13 protein-coding genes are annotated in these 15,413 nt (G+C 41.9%); 9 read left to right on the top strand and 4 right to left on the bottom strand.

All coding sequences use genetic code 11. The annotated features are described in order from the left end of the window. Nucleotides 1–90: 90 nt before the first annotated feature. Entirely contained in the window at nucleotides 91–636 is a 546-nt protein-coding gene (locus QZ019_RS06075) for a hypothetical protein (protein ID WP_295483231.1), read from the top strand. A 205-nt stretch (nucleotides 637–841) separates the two neighbouring features. Here the strand turns inward: QZ019_RS06075 and QZ019_RS06070 are convergent, their stop codons facing one another. The 3 genes from QZ019_RS06070 to QZ019_RS06060 are packed head-to-tail and all read right to left on the bottom strand — an operon-like array spanning nucleotide 842 to nucleotide 3,302. Further along, nucleotides 842–1,618 carry an ATP-binding protein gene (locus tag QZ019_RS06070; RefSeq protein ID WP_295483228.1) on the bottom strand — a complete coding sequence of 259 codons (777 nt, stop codon included), beginning with the start codon at nucleotides 1,616–1,618 and terminating at the stop codon, nucleotides 842–844. Between the two features lie 2 nt (nucleotides 1,619–1,620). Continuing rightward, complete coding sequence (locus QZ019_RS06065; RefSeq protein ID WP_295483225.1) at nucleotides 1,621–2,721, bottom strand: hypothetical protein; 1,101 nt, start codon at nucleotides 2,719–2,721, stop codon at nucleotides 1,621–1,623. Between the two features lie 2 nt (nucleotides 2,722–2,723). After that, the gene (locus QZ019_RS06060; RefSeq protein ID WP_295483222.1) at nucleotides 2,724–3,302 is read right to left on the bottom strand and encodes a helix-turn-helix domain-containing protein; all 579 of its coding nucleotides are present in this window, start codon (nucleotides 3,300–3,302) and stop codon (nucleotides 2,724–2,726) included. A 301-nt stretch (nucleotides 3,303–3,603) separates the two neighbouring features. Here QZ019_RS06060 and QZ019_RS06055 point away from each other — a divergent pair, with 301 nt between their 5' ends. The 6 genes from QZ019_RS06055 to QZ019_RS06030 all read left to right on the top strand — a co-directional run bounded on the left by QZ019_RS06055 (nucleotide 3,604) and on the right by QZ019_RS06030 (nucleotide 9,613). After that, complete coding sequence (locus QZ019_RS06055; RefSeq protein ID WP_295483219.1) at nucleotides 3,604–3,966, top strand: MFS transporter; 363 nt, start codon at nucleotides 3,604–3,606, stop codon at nucleotides 3,964–3,966. Nucleotides 3,967–4,208: 242 nt separating this feature from the next. After that, the gene (locus tag QZ019_RS06050; RefSeq protein WP_366936832.1) at nucleotides 4,209–4,766 is read left to right on the top strand and encodes an MFS transporter; all 558 of its coding nucleotides are present in this window, start codon (nucleotides 4,209–4,211) and stop codon (nucleotides 4,764–4,766) included. 73 nt (nucleotides 4,767–4,839) lie between these two features. Continuing rightward, entirely contained in the window at nucleotides 4,840–5,985 is a 1,146-nt protein-coding gene (locus QZ019_RS06045; protein WP_295483213.1) for an MFS transporter, read from the top strand. Between the two features lie 209 nt (nucleotides 5,986–6,194). After that, on the top strand, nucleotides 6,195–7,571 hold the full coding sequence (locus QZ019_RS06040; protein WP_295483210.1) for an MFS transporter: 1,377 nt from the start codon (nucleotides 6,195–6,197) through the stop codon (nucleotides 7,569–7,571). A gap of 33 nt (nucleotides 7,572–7,604) precedes the next feature. Next, entirely contained in the window at nucleotides 7,605–8,606 is a 1,002-nt protein-coding gene (locus tag QZ019_RS06035; RefSeq protein ID WP_295483207.1) for a LacI family DNA-binding transcriptional regulator, read from the top strand. Between the two features lie 17 nt (nucleotides 8,607–8,623). Next, the gene (locus tag QZ019_RS06030) at nucleotides 8,624–9,613 is read left to right on the top strand and encodes a nucleoside hydrolase (RefSeq protein WP_295483204.1); all 990 of its coding nucleotides are present in this window, start codon (nucleotides 8,624–8,626) and stop codon (nucleotides 9,611–9,613) included. Here the strand turns inward: QZ019_RS06030 and QZ019_RS06025 are convergent. Beyond that, on the bottom strand, nucleotides 9,610–10,269 hold the full coding sequence (locus QZ019_RS06025) for a sugar O-acetyltransferase (protein WP_295483201.1): 660 nt from the start codon (nucleotides 10,267–10,269) through the stop codon (nucleotides 9,610–9,612). The genes QZ019_RS06030 and QZ019_RS06025 overlap by 4 nt on opposite strands. Nucleotides 10,270–10,462: 193 nt before the next feature. On the opposite strand from QZ019_RS06025, the gene purL reads away from it, so the two are divergent. After that, nucleotides 10,463–14,362, top strand: coding sequence for a phosphoribosylformylglycinamidine synthase (gene purL, locus QZ019_RS06020; protein WP_295483197.1), 3,900 nt, complete (start codon nucleotides 10,463–10,465; stop codon nucleotides 14,360–14,362). 221 nt (nucleotides 14,363–14,583) lie between these two features. Continuing rightward, nucleotides 14,584–14,868, top strand: a complete 285-nt coding sequence (locus tag QZ019_RS06015; protein ID WP_295483194.1) for a hypothetical protein — start codon at nucleotides 14,584–14,586, stop codon at nucleotides 14,866–14,868. Nucleotides 14,869–15,413: the final 545 nt, after the last annotated feature.

Below are 15,413 nucleotides of genomic sequence, written 5' to 3'. Positions count from 1 at the left end.
TTACAACAGTAGCAATATTGTTGTTTAGCAGTAGGATCATCGGCCTTTAGGCCGGTGAGGACGTCAAACGGCGGATACCCATGCAAAGATTTGAGGCATAAGTTTCTTTTAGCCGCACAAAGCAATGCAGAATCCTTAACTGAAAATGAGCTGCCCGATGGCTTTGAGGTGATAAAGCTTCCGAGACATTTCTTTGATATGGTCGGATTCAGAACTCCTGACGATATAGTGTTTTTAGCAGATTGTCTGTCAAGTAAGAATATATTAGAGAAGTATCGGATTAGTTTTATTTATGATGTTTCTTCTTATATTAAAACGCTTGAAATGGTGAAAAAGTTTCAGGCCAAAATGTTTGTTCCTTCGCATGCTGCCATAACTGAAGATATTGATGAACTTGCGCAATATAACATTGAAATGGTGTACGAAATTGCGGAAAAGATTGTTTCTTTATGCAAAGAGCCTGTTTTCTTTGAGGTAATCCTGCAGCGGTTGTTTACAGAATATGGTTTGATTATGAATTTTGAGCAGTATGTTCTTGTCGGCAGTACGATAAGGTCGTATCTTGCATGGTTAAAAGACACGGATAAACTTAACGTTCTTTTTGATAACAATATGATGTTGTGGATGCAAAAATAATGTTAAATTTTGCAATTAATTTATACACTTTCTGTTTGATAGAAAGTGCTGAATAATCTAATTAAAAAAGATCAGCGATCCACTAAAAATAACCGCCTAATAACTTATAAAATTTATCTATATCAGGCGATTTAATCTCATAAAAATAACTTTTACGTCTACTAAAAAGATCTTCAATGTCTCTTAAAAAGCTATTTTTTGTCTTTTATTTCCGATCATTTGACGTATCCGAAGTAAACCGCCTTTCCGGTCGTTTTCTGTCACCGATAAGATTTATAAACACAGCCGGCTTGCAAAGACGTTCGATGACAGCTTCAGAGCGGGTACTCACTTTTCCCAGATAACTTAAAAGACCTTCAGGCTTAAGCTGTGTCGTTACAATGACCGGATATTTGTTGTAACGACTATCCAACATTAAATAAAGCTCATATATTGCTTCTTCGGATAACCTCTTTATTCCGAAGTCGTCTAAAATCAACACGGAGGTTTTAAGCAGCTTTTTCCTATACTTAATGCGATCTTCGTTATCTTTATGAGCAAGCTCTTCAAGTAATTCAGTAGCCTTATAAAATAAAGTTCTATACCCGGATTTACAGGCATGAATGGCGATTGCATTTGCCAGGCACGTTTTTCCCCCGCCGCAAGGTCCGGAGATAATAATGTTTTCTACCGCGTTTTCAATCCAACTGTTACGGATAAGATAACGTATTTGTTCGCGCTCCAACCCCAAGGGCAGCTTTTGACTTATTTCATTGATGGTTATGGAATCAGTAAGACCTGCTGCTTTTTTCAACCGTAAAAAGCGTGCAGATCCAAGATATTGCTCATGAGCTGAAAGGCAGTCTTCTAATTTATCTTCATAAGTGGCCTCAATATAAGCAGCAGAGTTGTTAAATTGATTCATTAACATATCGGCAAAACCGCTCAGGCGTAATTTGTTAAAGCGAGCTATAAGATTTGACTGTTGAGCTGTAAGTGCCATTTTTATTCTCCTTTGACCGGTTTTACGGTGCGCAGATAGGTGTAATCAGGATTGGACAAAACATCTTCGATAATGTCTTCCTGCGTCATAAAGCGGCCGGTGTCGCTGCTCATAACTTCGTCTTTTATCTCAGATAAAATTTTTCTTAAGGTATAAGTATTCCACAACCGATAATCGGTTGAAGAGCGCATCCGTCGTACGGCTTCATCTAAAAGAGAAACGTTAAAATAATTGCGTTTGTATAGGTTAATGCTGTAAATACAAGCCTTTTTCTTCTGCATTCCGTCGCGATTGAGCCATATTTCACATAAGCCGAACAGCTCTAAACTTTGCAGTTTGGCTTCCGCCAATATCGCCTCCTGAGTGTTGTACATACTTCTTTTTTTAGCAAGCGCAACATGGTCTTTAGGCATATGCTCAGGTAAGATTTGAGGCACGTCACTTATGCTTTTTAAGTGCCCGGCTATGACTTTGGTATCGTGGAAGAACACGATGCTGCTGCATACTTCAGCATCGATCTGTTTCCCGACGAAGCGATAAGGTACCGAGTATAAGTGACCTTCTACGTTAACTAAGTAATTAGAAGGAACTTTGATACCCGGATAGTATTTGGTAAAACCGGGTAAGATGTCGGGAAGAGGATGAGCTTTAAGCTTTTCGTATTGCTTAAAAAGAGTTTCTCTTTGTGTATCGCTGCCTCTTTGCCTGAACGGAGCTTTATTGATGTATTGATCGACAAGAGACAGCAATCGTAAACCGTACTCTTCGATGTTTTGACATTTCTCTTTTTTAAGACGCGAAAGACAACGGTCACAAACTATGCCCACGGTACGTTCCACAGCACTTTTGGATGTGGGGCTGCGAGGGTTGTTGGCATCAATTAAAATCCCTAATTTACGCATAAAAAAGCTGAACTGTTCATTAAAGATTTCATCGGCTCCGACATGATGTTTGGTTACTAAGGCTTTAGCATTGTCTATGATGAGGTAATCAGGCTTGCAGCCGAAAAACTGAAGGCCTTTAACGATACCTTCACAAAATGATGCCGTTGTCATATCGGGGATCAACGTACCGTAAGTGTAATAACTGGCAGGCCAGGTCATTACTAAAATATAAAGCTTGGCAACCGAGCCGTCCGGCTTAATAAATTTGAGGGTGTCTCCTGCCGGACCAGCTGCACTGCTTCTCCATACGGATGCATTTGATACATGGTGACAACAGGATCTTGAGTGGCTTTGAGTTTTGCTTTAAAAAGTTTAAAAAAGTAAGAACGGCTGTAAGGCATTTTATTATGAGCTTTACAAAGTTCAAGATAATCAATGTATGCTGTTTGTATAGAAGCTTTCGATCTAACGCATTCATCAATAATGCGGTCAAAATCCGGAACTAAAACATTTCTCTCTTGATTCACCGTACGGCGGATCAATACGTGTTTATCAAGTATTTCAATTTCCTTTGAAGAATCTACGGCAATGTTATTGCGGGCATAAATTTTTTGAGAAAGCTCAGCGTCGCTTACTTTATTGAGATCTTCAAGTAAAGAAAAACCGGCTTGTTTAAGTCGAGCTCTAATTCTTACTGCTGTTGAAGGAGAACAACCGTTCAGCGCTGCTATATTCCTTACTGATTTATTCAGCAGGCACATTTGTGCCACTTTTCTCAATCTTTCAACATCTAAAGTCATGGAAAACTCCTTTGAATATCAAATATGCCGATAGCGGCATATTCAATATAGAAAAGAGAAGATGCAGATAAAGAAAGTATGAAGCAAAATTAAAAGATCTTCTTTGTAAAAATAGAAAACAGCAAAATGAAAATTAAGAGACTGAAATGATCTTTTTAAGAGACAGAAATATTCAAATTAGAAGATAAAATCCACAAGATCAATTTTAGAGGATCTATGTGCTTTTTTATGTAGATTTTTCAAGTGCTTTGAATAAGTTAGTATCTTTGCATTTATTATTGAAGTTCAAGATAGGTTCTCTATGAAACGTGATAGTCAGTTATTAAATTCAAATCGTTGTGCTTTTTTATCAGCAGGGTTTTCAATTGCCTCTTGGGCTCCGATGATTCCTTTTATTAAAGAACGCCTTAACCTTGATGAACATAATTTAGGTCTTTTATTGTTGTGTGTCGGTATAGGCTCTTTTATTTCAATGCCGATAACAGGATATTTGACCGGACGCTTCGGGTGTAAAAAACTTATTTACAGCGCTGTTACGGCTCTTGCTTTTTTAATTGTTGCTATTTCTTTAATTCACAATCTTTATTTAATGGGAGTGGTTTTAATTTTTTTGGTTTTTGTGTTGTTATTTTGGATGTGGTTTCGAATATTAATGCAGCTTTAGTTGAAAAATCTATAAATAAAGGGGTTATGTCCGGATTACACGGTCTTTTTAGTGTAGGCGGATTTATCGGTTCTGCAGTAGTCACTACTCTTTTAGGAACTCGGCTTGGAATTGTAGGTTCGGCTGTGTCGGCGGCGGTTTTTGTCTGGCTGTTTACTTTTTTAGGATGCCGCCATCTTTTTGCTGCGGTTCACGATGAGGATAAATCCAAGAAAAATGAATTAAATCAAAAGAATAGATTTATGCTGCCGCACTATTTGGTGGTGATTACGGGGTTGATGTGTTTTGTAATGTTCATGACTGAAGGCTCGATGCATGACTGGACGGGAGTTTTTCTAGTTGCAGAACGTAATATTGATTTGTCTGATGCCGGTTATGGCTACTCGGTATTTGCTATTGCTATGACAGTTTGCCGCTTGACCGGTGACAGAATAGTGGAGCGTTTGGGGCGAAGACTTGTTCTGTTTTTAGGAACCTTGTGTGTTTTTGCTGGATATTGTGTGGCTGTTTTTATTCCTTCTGTCATAAGTGTATTTTTAGGTTTTGCAATTATCGGCATCGGTGCGTCAAATATTGTTCCTCAGCTTGTTTCTTATATTGCAACATGTAAGGAAATGCCTGTTCATTTGTCTGTTATGTGGGTGAATGCTATAGGCTATACGGGTATTTTGTGTGGCCCTGCGTTCATCGGTTTTTTAGCTAAAGTTATTACGCTTGAATATACTTTTATGTGTCTTGCAGGGTTAGTAATTTTAGTAGGACTTGGCGGTTACTATTTGCTCTCCCCTAAAAAGGCATAGCGTAACGATAAAGTGATGTTTTAATGTGCTAGAATCTTCTGACCTTACTTAGGTACTAAAGACGGAGATTTTTATGCTTTCATTAAATCGAAGTCTGACCGTGCTGAAGTCAGCCAAAACCGGTTTTTTCCTCTTAGGTTTTGCCATAGCCGCCTGGGCCCCGTTAGTGCCGTATATTCAAGCTCGGCTTGAAATTTCAAAATTTACCTTAAGTCTCATGATCCTTTCTATGGGTATAGGATCAATTGCCGGAATGCTTTTTTCTCCCTTTGTTGTAAAAAAACAAGGAACGCGCTTTTCTGTTTTATTTTCAGGTATTGCTTTAGCTTTGTCGCTTATCTTTGTAGCAGCAATTCCCGGATTTATTTTGCAGTTTTTTCTGATTTTTGTTTACGGATTTACTATGGGACTTATGGAAGTTTCGGTAAATCTTTATGCAAGCGTCCTTGAAAAGAAATATAAAAAGCCGCTTATGTCGGTATTTCACGGCTTTTATTCAGTAGGTCAGATTTTTGCCGTATTGTCGGTAGCTTTTTTGTTGTCCTGTAATTTTTCTCCTTTTATAGCTGTAACGGTGCCGACTGTTTTTTTAGTGTTTTTATTTGTTTTGACAGGCAAGTTAATTGAAGATAACAAAGTTGTTTCAGATGAACCGCTTTTAGTAATACCCAAAGGAGTTGTAATTGTTCTCGCCGTTATTGCGTTATTTGCGCTGACTGCAGAAGGAGCTGCTATAGATTGGGTGGGATTGCTGCTTCTTGATAAGCAGGCGACAGAACCAGAGAGAGCGGCAAGCGGTTATTTGACTGTAGTGATTTTTATGGCGGCAGGACGTTTTTTAGGCGGCAGAATTCTACAAAGCATCGGATCTTTTAAAACTTTGATAATAAGCGTGCTGCTTGCCGGATTTTCCTTAACGGTTATCTCCCTTAGCTTAAATCCGTTTGTTGTCTATATTTCCCTTGGGCTCTTAGGCCTTTCTTTATCCAACATTCTGCCTATTGCCGTATCTTTTGCTGGGAGACAGAAAGCTATGCCGCAGTCTGCAGCTGTGGCTGCGGTTACGACTTGCGGTTATGCGGCAATCACTTTCGGACCTTTTGCGATAGGCTCTATAGGTTCGCTTATTTCTTTAAGCGGCGCTTTTGCTGTTTTGGGTGTTTTAATAATTCTTTTAGGCTTTTTTCTCTTTATAAAAAAAGCTGCTTTTAATTTTTAGAGAAAGGATTGCTTGTAGGAATAGGCGCTTTTTAACCAAAGATAAAAAAGCGCCTTAATTTTTACGTGTAGAAATATATTGAAAAGTAATTTCTTTAATAAATCCGATAAATAAGCCGATAACAAAGGAATTAATTTGTGATTACCTTCACATCTTATATTTTTGTTTGTTTGTATTCTACACGTGTAGAACAACTTTCGGAGTTTGCTATGAGCGAAAACAACATTCACACCCAAGCCGCTGAAGCTAATTTTCAGACGGAAGAGGGCAAGAAAGATTTTTGGCGAGCAACAATTTCCTGTTGGCTCGGAACAACCATGGAGTACACAGACTTTGCTTTGTACGGTCTTGCTGCTGGTATTATTTTCGGAGAAGTATTCTTCCCTGAATCCACCCCGGTCATGGCTTTGCTGCAAAGCTTTGCCGCATTTTCCGTAGGTTTTATCGCGCGTCCTATCGGAGCTATCGTTTTCGGTTTACTTGGCGATAAGTTAGGTCGTAAGTTCGTGATGGTTATTACCATTTCATTGATGGGTCTTGCCACGACCTGTATCGGACTTATCCCGAGTTATGAAAAAATCGGTGCCTGGTCTGCAGCTTTGCTCGTTTTGATGCGCTTTATGCAGGGTCTTGGTGCCGGAGCTGAGTTATCAGGCGGTGCCGTGATGCTCGGTGAGTATGCTCCGGTAAAAAGACGCGGCGTCGTTTCATCGATTATCGGTTTAGGTTCAAACAGCGGTACCTTGCTTGCTTCTGCCGTATGGCTTTTGGTATTGCAGCTTGATCATGACGATTTGATGAGCTGGGGCTGGCGTATTCCTTTCCTGGGTTCAATCTTGATTGCTTATATCGCGCTTTTAATCAGAAAGCATATGCGCGAAACTCCTGTTTTTGAGCAGCAGAAAAAACAGCTTGAGAAAATGCGTAAGGAAGCATTTGAGAAAGGTGTTGAACTCCAGAAAAAAGACAAGCGTTCTTTCTTTGCAAGAACCAAGGCCTTTTGGGTTATGGTTGGTCTTAGAATCGGTGAAAACGGTCCGTCATATCTTGCACAGGGATTTATCATCGGTTATGTCGTAAGTTTCTTGAGTGTCGATAAGTCTGTTGCCACCATGTCGGTTTTCGTAGCTTCGGTTTTAGGCTTTTTCGTCATTCCGTTCTCTGGATGGCTTTCTGATAAATTCGGCCGCCGCATTACTTATCGCTGGTTCTGTATCCTGCTCGTGCTGTGGGCATTCCCCGCCTTCATGCTGCTTGATACTAAAGAGCCGTGGATTGTCGGCCCGGTTATCGTAATCGGTATGGCTATCGCTTCACTGGGAATTTTCGGTGTGCAGGCTGCCTGGGGCGTAGAGCTTTTCGGTGTTACCAACCGCTATACCAAGATGGCTTTTGCCAAAGAGTTAGGCTCAATCATGTCAGGCGGAACTGCTCCGATGATTGCCTCTGCACTTTTGTCTTACTTCGGACATTGGTGGCCGATTGCAACCTATTTTGCAGTTTGCGCTTTCATCGGTTTGGTCAGCACGTTTATTGCTCCTGAAACTCGAGGACGTGATCTGAATCTGCCGGAAGATGCCCTTTAATTAGGTACAATGGCTACATCATAAGGATATTCTATGCAGAATTTTAGTAAAAAAGTAACCCGTAATGATGTAGCCAAATTAGCCGGTACCTCAAGTGCCGTGGTCAGTTACGTAATTAATAACGGACCGAAGCCGGTATCGGAGAAAACCAGAAAAAAAGTGCTTGAAGCGATAAAATTAACCGGCTACCAGCCTAATAATAATGCAAGAGCACTGGTAAGCGGCAAATCACGCTGTCTAGGTCTTATTATTCCGAATATCTCCAACCCTTTTATTGCGTCGCTTGCTCATGCAATCGAAGGAGAAGCAATTGAGCGGGGATTTGTAATCCTGCTTGGCGATAGCGACGATAGGGTGCATAAGGAAGTTGATCTGCTTAAATTCTTTTTGCAGCGTCAGGTTGACGGAATAATTTATAACGCCATTAAAGATCCTTATCTTGATTTGTTAAATGCCAGCAATACGCCTTTTGTCCTGTTAAATCACATGGCAAATCCCGAATCGGGGATGCGCGTGGTTGAAATCAATGAATATCAGGCGGCGTATGATGTGGTCAGTATGATGATCTTAAAAGGTTATAAAAAAATCGCGATTATCTGCGGACCTAAGAATATGCATAACACGCAGGAACGCATCAGAGGATGGAAAGACGCTTTAAGAGCTCATAATTTAGAGCCGCTTCCCAGCCTTGTTTTTTACTCGGATTACACACGTAAAGACGGTTATTACGCGGCGTTGGATTTGATTATGAATGTCAAATGCGACAGCGTCTTTACAACTAATGAAATGCAGGCTTTCGGTGCGCTGCGCGCTTTTTCCGAGCGCGGGATAAAAGTTCCCGATGACATCGGCATTGCCACGTTTAACGCAACCGAGCTTTCCGAGTATGTCGTGCCTTCGCTTGCTGCCATGCTGCAGCCGGTGAAGCTTGTGGCGCAGCATGTCATCAATATGGTCTTAAATCCCGATCTAAAAGGCAGCGTTTATAAAATTCCGTATATCATAAAAGACGGAATGTCGCTAAAAGCCCACTGATAAAATACGGACTTGATATGCGAAAGATAATTATTGACTGTGATATCGGCAACGGTATTGCCGGTGCCAATGTTGATGACGGGTTAGCATTAGCCTTGGCTCTTGTCAGCCCTGAAATTGAAGTCAAGGCGGTTACGACTGTAAGCGGAAACGTTTTAAATTATAAAGCCTGTCTTGTGGCAAAGCGCTTTTTACAGGCATCAGGATATGACGTGCCTGTTTACTGCGGATCTTTTAGAGCTTTAAAGGAACCTACGCAAAAATGGCGTGAAAGGCTTGATCACGGCGTAGAAAAACAAGGTCTTAAATATTTGTGGCAGGATGAGGAAGAATTTTTACGCACAGACGCCGACATCGCTTGTAACGCCGTGGATAAGATGGCGCAAATTATTAATGAAAATCCTCATGAAGTAACGCTTATAGCCATCGGACCTTTAACTAATCTTGCTTTATTGTTGACAAAATACCCTGAGGTACAAGACAAGATACAGGAAATCGTGCTGATGGGCGGCTGCTTTAATGTCAAAAATTACTTAAAAGACACTAATTTCGGATTAGATCCGGAAGCTGCAAAAATCGTGTTGGATAGCTCAGTTCCCTGCACGATGGCTCCTTTTGACACGACTACGACAACTCTTTTAAGACAAGAAGATCTTGAAGAAATGGGAACTTATACAAATGCTTTAAGTGAGTATTTGTATAAAACCACTAAACCTTGGCTTGCTTATTCTATGAAAACCCGCGGTATTGACGGGTGCTGGATCCATGATGTTTTAACCGTAGCTTATTTGATCGATTCGTCTTTATTCAGCTTTGAAGAACATTTTGTGAATATTGAACTTTGCGGAGCTTTTCGCGGAAGAACATATATTGCGGATTTAGGCTATTTGAAAAACGCTGACGAAATTAAGCCTCACTCTTCTCGGAAGATAAACATCATGACGGCTGTTTCCAATGAAAAATTACTGAGGCTTATGAAAGAACGCTTTAAAGCAAATGGACTTTAGCTTTTTGTTTTTAATTTGCGAAAGTTGTTTTTAAAAAATTCGGCATCTTTAGGCAGCAGAAGATGCCGTACGCTGTCTTTTTCAGTTATTTCCCGTATCGGGCGGCAGGGAACGCCGAAGGCGATATGGTTGTCGGGAATATCCCTTGTTACAACGCTTCCTGCTCCGATTACCACGTTATCTCCGATGTGAACACCTCCGATGACGCAGACGCTCGCGGCAATCCAGACGTTGCTGCCGATGTGAATTTCCTCGGCAAATTCGGCAAGCGTGGTTTTTCCGTTTGCATCAAGCCCCATGCGCTCTGCGGCAATTAGAGGATGGTTGGTGGCAAGCAGTGAAACATTCGGACCGATGCAAACATTGTCACCGATAAAAATTCGAGCATCATCCATTACGGTGAAATTGAAGTTGGCAAAAAAATTGTTGCCGATGAAGGTATGGGTGCCGTAGTTGAAATGAATAGGGCCCACCATATGAAAAGTCGATCCTATTTTTCCAAGATGTTTTTTGATGATTTCATCGCGGGCTGGGTCTGTTTCGTCAAGAAGATTGTAGCGCTTATTGGCCCGATGCATTTCCATCTTGACGGCTTTTAATTCAGGACATTGATTATTAAATAATTTTCCTGCAAATATTTTTTCTTCTTCAGTCATGGCAAGATCCGTAAAAGCAGATGAATTCTGTCAATCATTATCCGCCAAAGCGGCTTTTTAAGTTCATAAAAAAAGAAATTTCAGCTTTAATGCAAAGATTTTTAGTAGCAAAGGCAAGGGTTTGTTAAAATATACGGATCGTGAGATTTTCTTACTGTTTTCAACATAATTTTCTTAGCGAGAAATAGTTTCTATGGATATTTTACGCGGTTCTTCAGCTCTTTCCGGATATAAAGTAGAAAAGCTTACCGAAGCTTTGGCTAAAGCCGGAATAGAAGTTGCTTCTATTTGTACCCGTTTTATTCACCTTGTTGATGTTGATGCTCCTTTAAGTGACGATAAAAAAGCCGTTTTAGATAAAATCTTGACTTACGGCCCCGTCGATGAAGAGCATGTTGAAGAAGGTGACTTATTCTTCGTCATCCCTAGAATCGGAACTATTTCTCCGTGGGCATCCAAGGCAACCGATATTGCCCACAACTGCGGTTTGACCGAAATTCACCGCATTGAACGCGGTATTGCTTATTGGTTTAAGAAAAAAGACGGTACCGCTTTAACTGCCGATGAACGTAAAGTGATCGTTCCTCTTATTCACGATCGCATGATGCAGACCGTACTTGACAGCCTTGATGAGGGTGTCGCTTTATTTGAAAAACAGACTCCAAAGCCTTTTACTACCGTTCCGCTTACCACCGGCGGTAAAGAAGCATTAAAGAAAGCAAACGTTGAGCTCGGTTTGGCTTTAAATGACGAGGAAATGGATTATCTTTTAAATTCCTTTAAGGATTTAGGACGTGATCCTACCGATATCGAACTTTACATGTTCGCCCAGATGAATTCCGAGCATTGCCGTCATAAAGTATTTAACGCTTCCTGGGAAATTGACGGTAAGAAAGAGGATTTATCTTTATTCCAGATGGTACGTAATACTTATAACACTCATAATGATTACGTACTTTCAGCCTACCGCGATAACGCTGCGGTTATGGAAGGATCAAAAGCAGGCCGTTTCTATCCTGACAGAGATACTCTTGAGTGGAATTACCATCAGGAAGATATGCCGATTTTGATGAAGGTTGAAACCCATAACCATCCGACTGCGATTTCCCCGTTCCCGGGAGCTGCAACCGGATCTGGCGGTGAAATTCGTGATGAAGGCGCTACCGGCGTAGGTTCAAAACCTAAGGGCGGCTTATGCGGATTTACCGTGTCAAATCTTAAAATCCCCGGAGCCGTTCAGCCGTGGGAGCATGATTTCGGCAAACCCAACCGTTTGGCTTCAGCCCTTGATATCATGATTGAAGGCCCTTTAGGCGCAGCTTCTTTTAACAACGAGTTCGGCCGTCCTAATCTTTGCGGTTATTTTAGAACTTATGAAGAGGAAGTCGTAAGCTTTGCCGGAAAAGAAATCCGCGGCTATCATAAGCCGATTATGTTGGCAGGCGGCTGGGGCAACATTCGTCGTGAGCATATCCAAAAAGATCATATTGAACCGGGTGCAAAATTAATCGTTTTAGGCGGTCCTGCCATGGATATCGGATTAGGCGGCGGTGCCGCTTCCTCCATGAATTCAGGCCAGTCATCTGAGGATTTGGATTTTGCGTCAGTTCAGCGCGGCAACCCTGAAATGCAGCGCCGCTGCCAGGAAGTTATCGATGCCTGCTGGCAGCTTGGTTCTGAAAATCCTATTATGTTTATTCATGACGTCGGAGCCGGCGGTTTGTCAAACGCAATGCCGGAACTCGTTTCAGACGGCGGTGTCGGCGGTCATTTCGATCTGCGCAAGATCCCCAATGACGAGCCGGGTATGAGCCCGCTGCAGATTTGGTGTAACGAGTCTCAGGAACGTTATGTCTTAGCCGTTTCTCCTGAGAAATTCCCGGTATTTGAAGCTTTCTGCAAGCGTGAGCGCGCTCAGTTTGCCGTAATCGGTGAAGCTACCAAAGAGCGCCGCGTAGTGCTTGAAGATCCGTATTTTGGCAATCGTCCTATTGATTTGCCGCTTGACGTACTGCTCGGCAAGCCTCCGCGCATGAATAAGGTTGTAAAGAGCGCTAAAGCCGATTCTCCCGAGTTTAAGGATGAAGGCATTACGCCTATTGACGCTGCTGAAAGAATTTTGCGTTTACCGACCGTTGCCGAGAAGACTTTCCTTATTACTATCGGTGACCGTTCCGTTACCGGTATGGTGGCTCGCGATCAGATGGTAGGCCCGTGGCAGGTTCCGGTAGCCGACGTTGCCGTAACCGCCGCATCCTATGACAGCTATCACGGTGAAGCCGCTTCCATGGGCGAGCGTACTCCGGTTGCCTTGCTTGACCATGCAGCTTCAGTACGTTTGGCTATTGCTGAGGCTATTACCAATCTTGCTCCTGCCATGATCGGCGATATGGACAGAATCAAGTTATCCGCAAACTGGATGGCGGCAAACGGTCATCCGGGCGAGGATGCCGGTCTTTATGAAGCCGTTAAGACTTTAGGCATGGAAGTATGTCCTGAGCTTTCAATTACCGTACCGGTCGGCAAAGACTCAATGTCCATGAAGACCACTTGGGACGAAAACGGCGAGAACCGTACCGTAACCGCCCCGATGTCCCTAATTATTTCAGCTTTTGCCCGCTGTGAGGATATTCGCAAGACTTTAACTCCGCAGCTTAGAACCGATAAGGGCGATACCGTTCTTATTTACATCGATTTGGGTGAAAGACAGAATCGTCTTGGCGGATCATGCTTGGCTCAGGTTTATCGCCAGCTTGGCAGCAAGCCTGCCAACCTTGATAATCCTGTTCGTTTGAAAGGATTATTTGACGCCGTTCAGTTCTTAAACAGCAAGAACATGATCTTGGCTTATCACGATATCTCAGACGGCGGTTTGTTCGTCACCGTCGCTGAAATGTGCTTTGCTGGTCATACCGGCGTTACCGTCCGTATGGATGAGTTAGGCCAGAATGATTTAGGCGTATTGTTTGCCGAAGAGCCCGGTGCCGTTATCCAGGTTCCTGCCGAGCTTGAAGAGCAGGTTCTTAATATCTTGTCAGGTCACGGTTTATCTAATTGCTCATTCGTTATCGGCTCTCTTCGCGATGACGATCGCATAGTCTTTACCCGTGAAGGTCAGGACGTTATCAACGAGACTCGTACCCATTTCAGAACCGCATGGGCTGAAACCACTTATCATATGCAGTCATTACGTGATAATCCTGCATGTGCCAAGTCCGAGTATGACGCTAAATTTGATGAAAAAGATCCGGGCTTGTTCGTCGATCTTACTTTTGACACTAAAGAAGATATCGCAGCTCCTTATATCGCTCGTTCCGTCGCTCCGAAGATTGCCATCTTACGTGAAGAGGGCGTTAACTCTCAGGGAGAAATGGCAGCAGCGTTTGACCGCGCCGGATTTAATTGCGTTGACGTGCACATGACCGATATTTTAAGCGGTAAAGTTTCCTTAAAAGATTTCAAGGGCTTTGCAGCTTGCGGCGGTTTCTCATACGGTGACGTATTGGGAGCAGGTGAAGGCTGGGCTAAGTCAATTCTCTTCAACTCAAGAGCAAGCGAAGAGTTCGGCGATTTCTTCAATCGTAAAGACACTTTTGCTTTAGGCGTCTGCAATGGCTGCCAGATGATGTCGACTTTGCGTGATTTAATCCCCGGAGCCGAAGATTGGCCGCGTTTTGTAACTAATCTGTCAGAGCGCTTTGAAGCACGCTTTGTTGAAGTTGAGATTCAAAAGAGCCCGTCAATCTTCTTTGACGGCATGGTAGGTTCTAAGATGCCTATCGTTGTATCTCACGGTGAAGGCCGTGCCGAATTCAAGGACGCAGCTCACTTAGCTCGCTTTGAAAAATCAGGCTTAGTTGCTGTTCGTTATATCGATCATCGCGGTAAGGTTACTGAAGAGTATCCGATGAATCCGAACGGTTCACCTAACGGCATAACTTCCGTAACCACTCCGGATGGACGCTTTACTATCTTGATGCCGCATCCTGAGCGTGTAATGCGTACTGTTTCCAATTCCTGGCATCCTGAGGATTGGGGAGAGGATAGCGCTTGGTGCCGCATCTTTAGAAATGCCCGTAAGTTTGTAGGTTAATTTTTAGTTAACCTGTATTAAAAAGAGCTCGGGATGTCAAAAGCACCCCGAGTTTTTTTGTCTTTAAATTTGGTGATTTGATATGAAGATTTTTGATTTTGATAAGGCCTACAGTCAATGCATAACACCTAAGATAAAAGATCTATTAAAGAAAATTCATAAACACCGAAACGATTTTAAATTAAGCGATATTCATAAAATATTAAGCACACAGGCTTTTAGTGAAAGTATTGAATCGTCAAATCGTATTGAAGGACTTACTACAAGAGACCAGAGACCAAAGACTTCATCAATTAGTTAATTATGAAATAGAACCAGAATCTTTGTCGGAAAAGGAAATTGCCGGATATAGAGACGTTTTGGCATTAGTAAACGAAAATTTTGAGTATATGCCGCTTAAAACATCCATCATCTTACAGCTGCATCGTGATCTGTATAAATATGAAGATATTTCAATTGGCGGTAAATACAAAAATAGTGATAATCAAATTATTGAAACAGATTAAAATGGAATTAAAAAATTACGTTTTTCTCCTTTGCCTGCTTGGGAAACACCGAGAGCAATGGAGATTTTGTGTGAAAATTACAATATAGCTTTAAATCATCAAGAGTATGAGCCTCTGGTCTTAATCCCGATTTTTATCAAAAAAGATCAGCGGCTAAAACCGTCCATTAGGGCTGAGATCATCGCGAGGAGCTGCTTGTGTTTTTAATCCGGTGTTTTCTGTTGCTCAATATATTGCCGAATAATAGATATCAGAGCGCCTGTGCAGGATGAAGCAAAAAAGATAGCGGCCATAACGTGTTGCCCCACAGCTTAGATCTAACGGTAAGATATTTACGCTTACGGATGGTAATGGAATATGTCCCTTGAGCCTGAAGACATGCTTAAAGATTGAAAATTTCGGCAAATCTAAAACCAATAAATGTACATTCTCTTCCTTTCCTTTAAAGTCATCAGTTTGGTATTAAATTGAGACATACAGATCAAAGATTGTTTTGAGTTAGTTAATTATTTGTGTGATTAAGCTTTTTTAAGAGATTTAGTTGC

The sequence above is a fragment of the uncultured Succinatimonas sp. genome (genome assembly GCF_905203285.1).
Lineage (GTDB): Bacteria > Pseudomonadota > Gammaproteobacteria > Enterobacterales > Succinivibrionaceae > Succinatimonas.
This window is presented reverse-complemented; position numbering and strand designations above follow the sequence as displayed.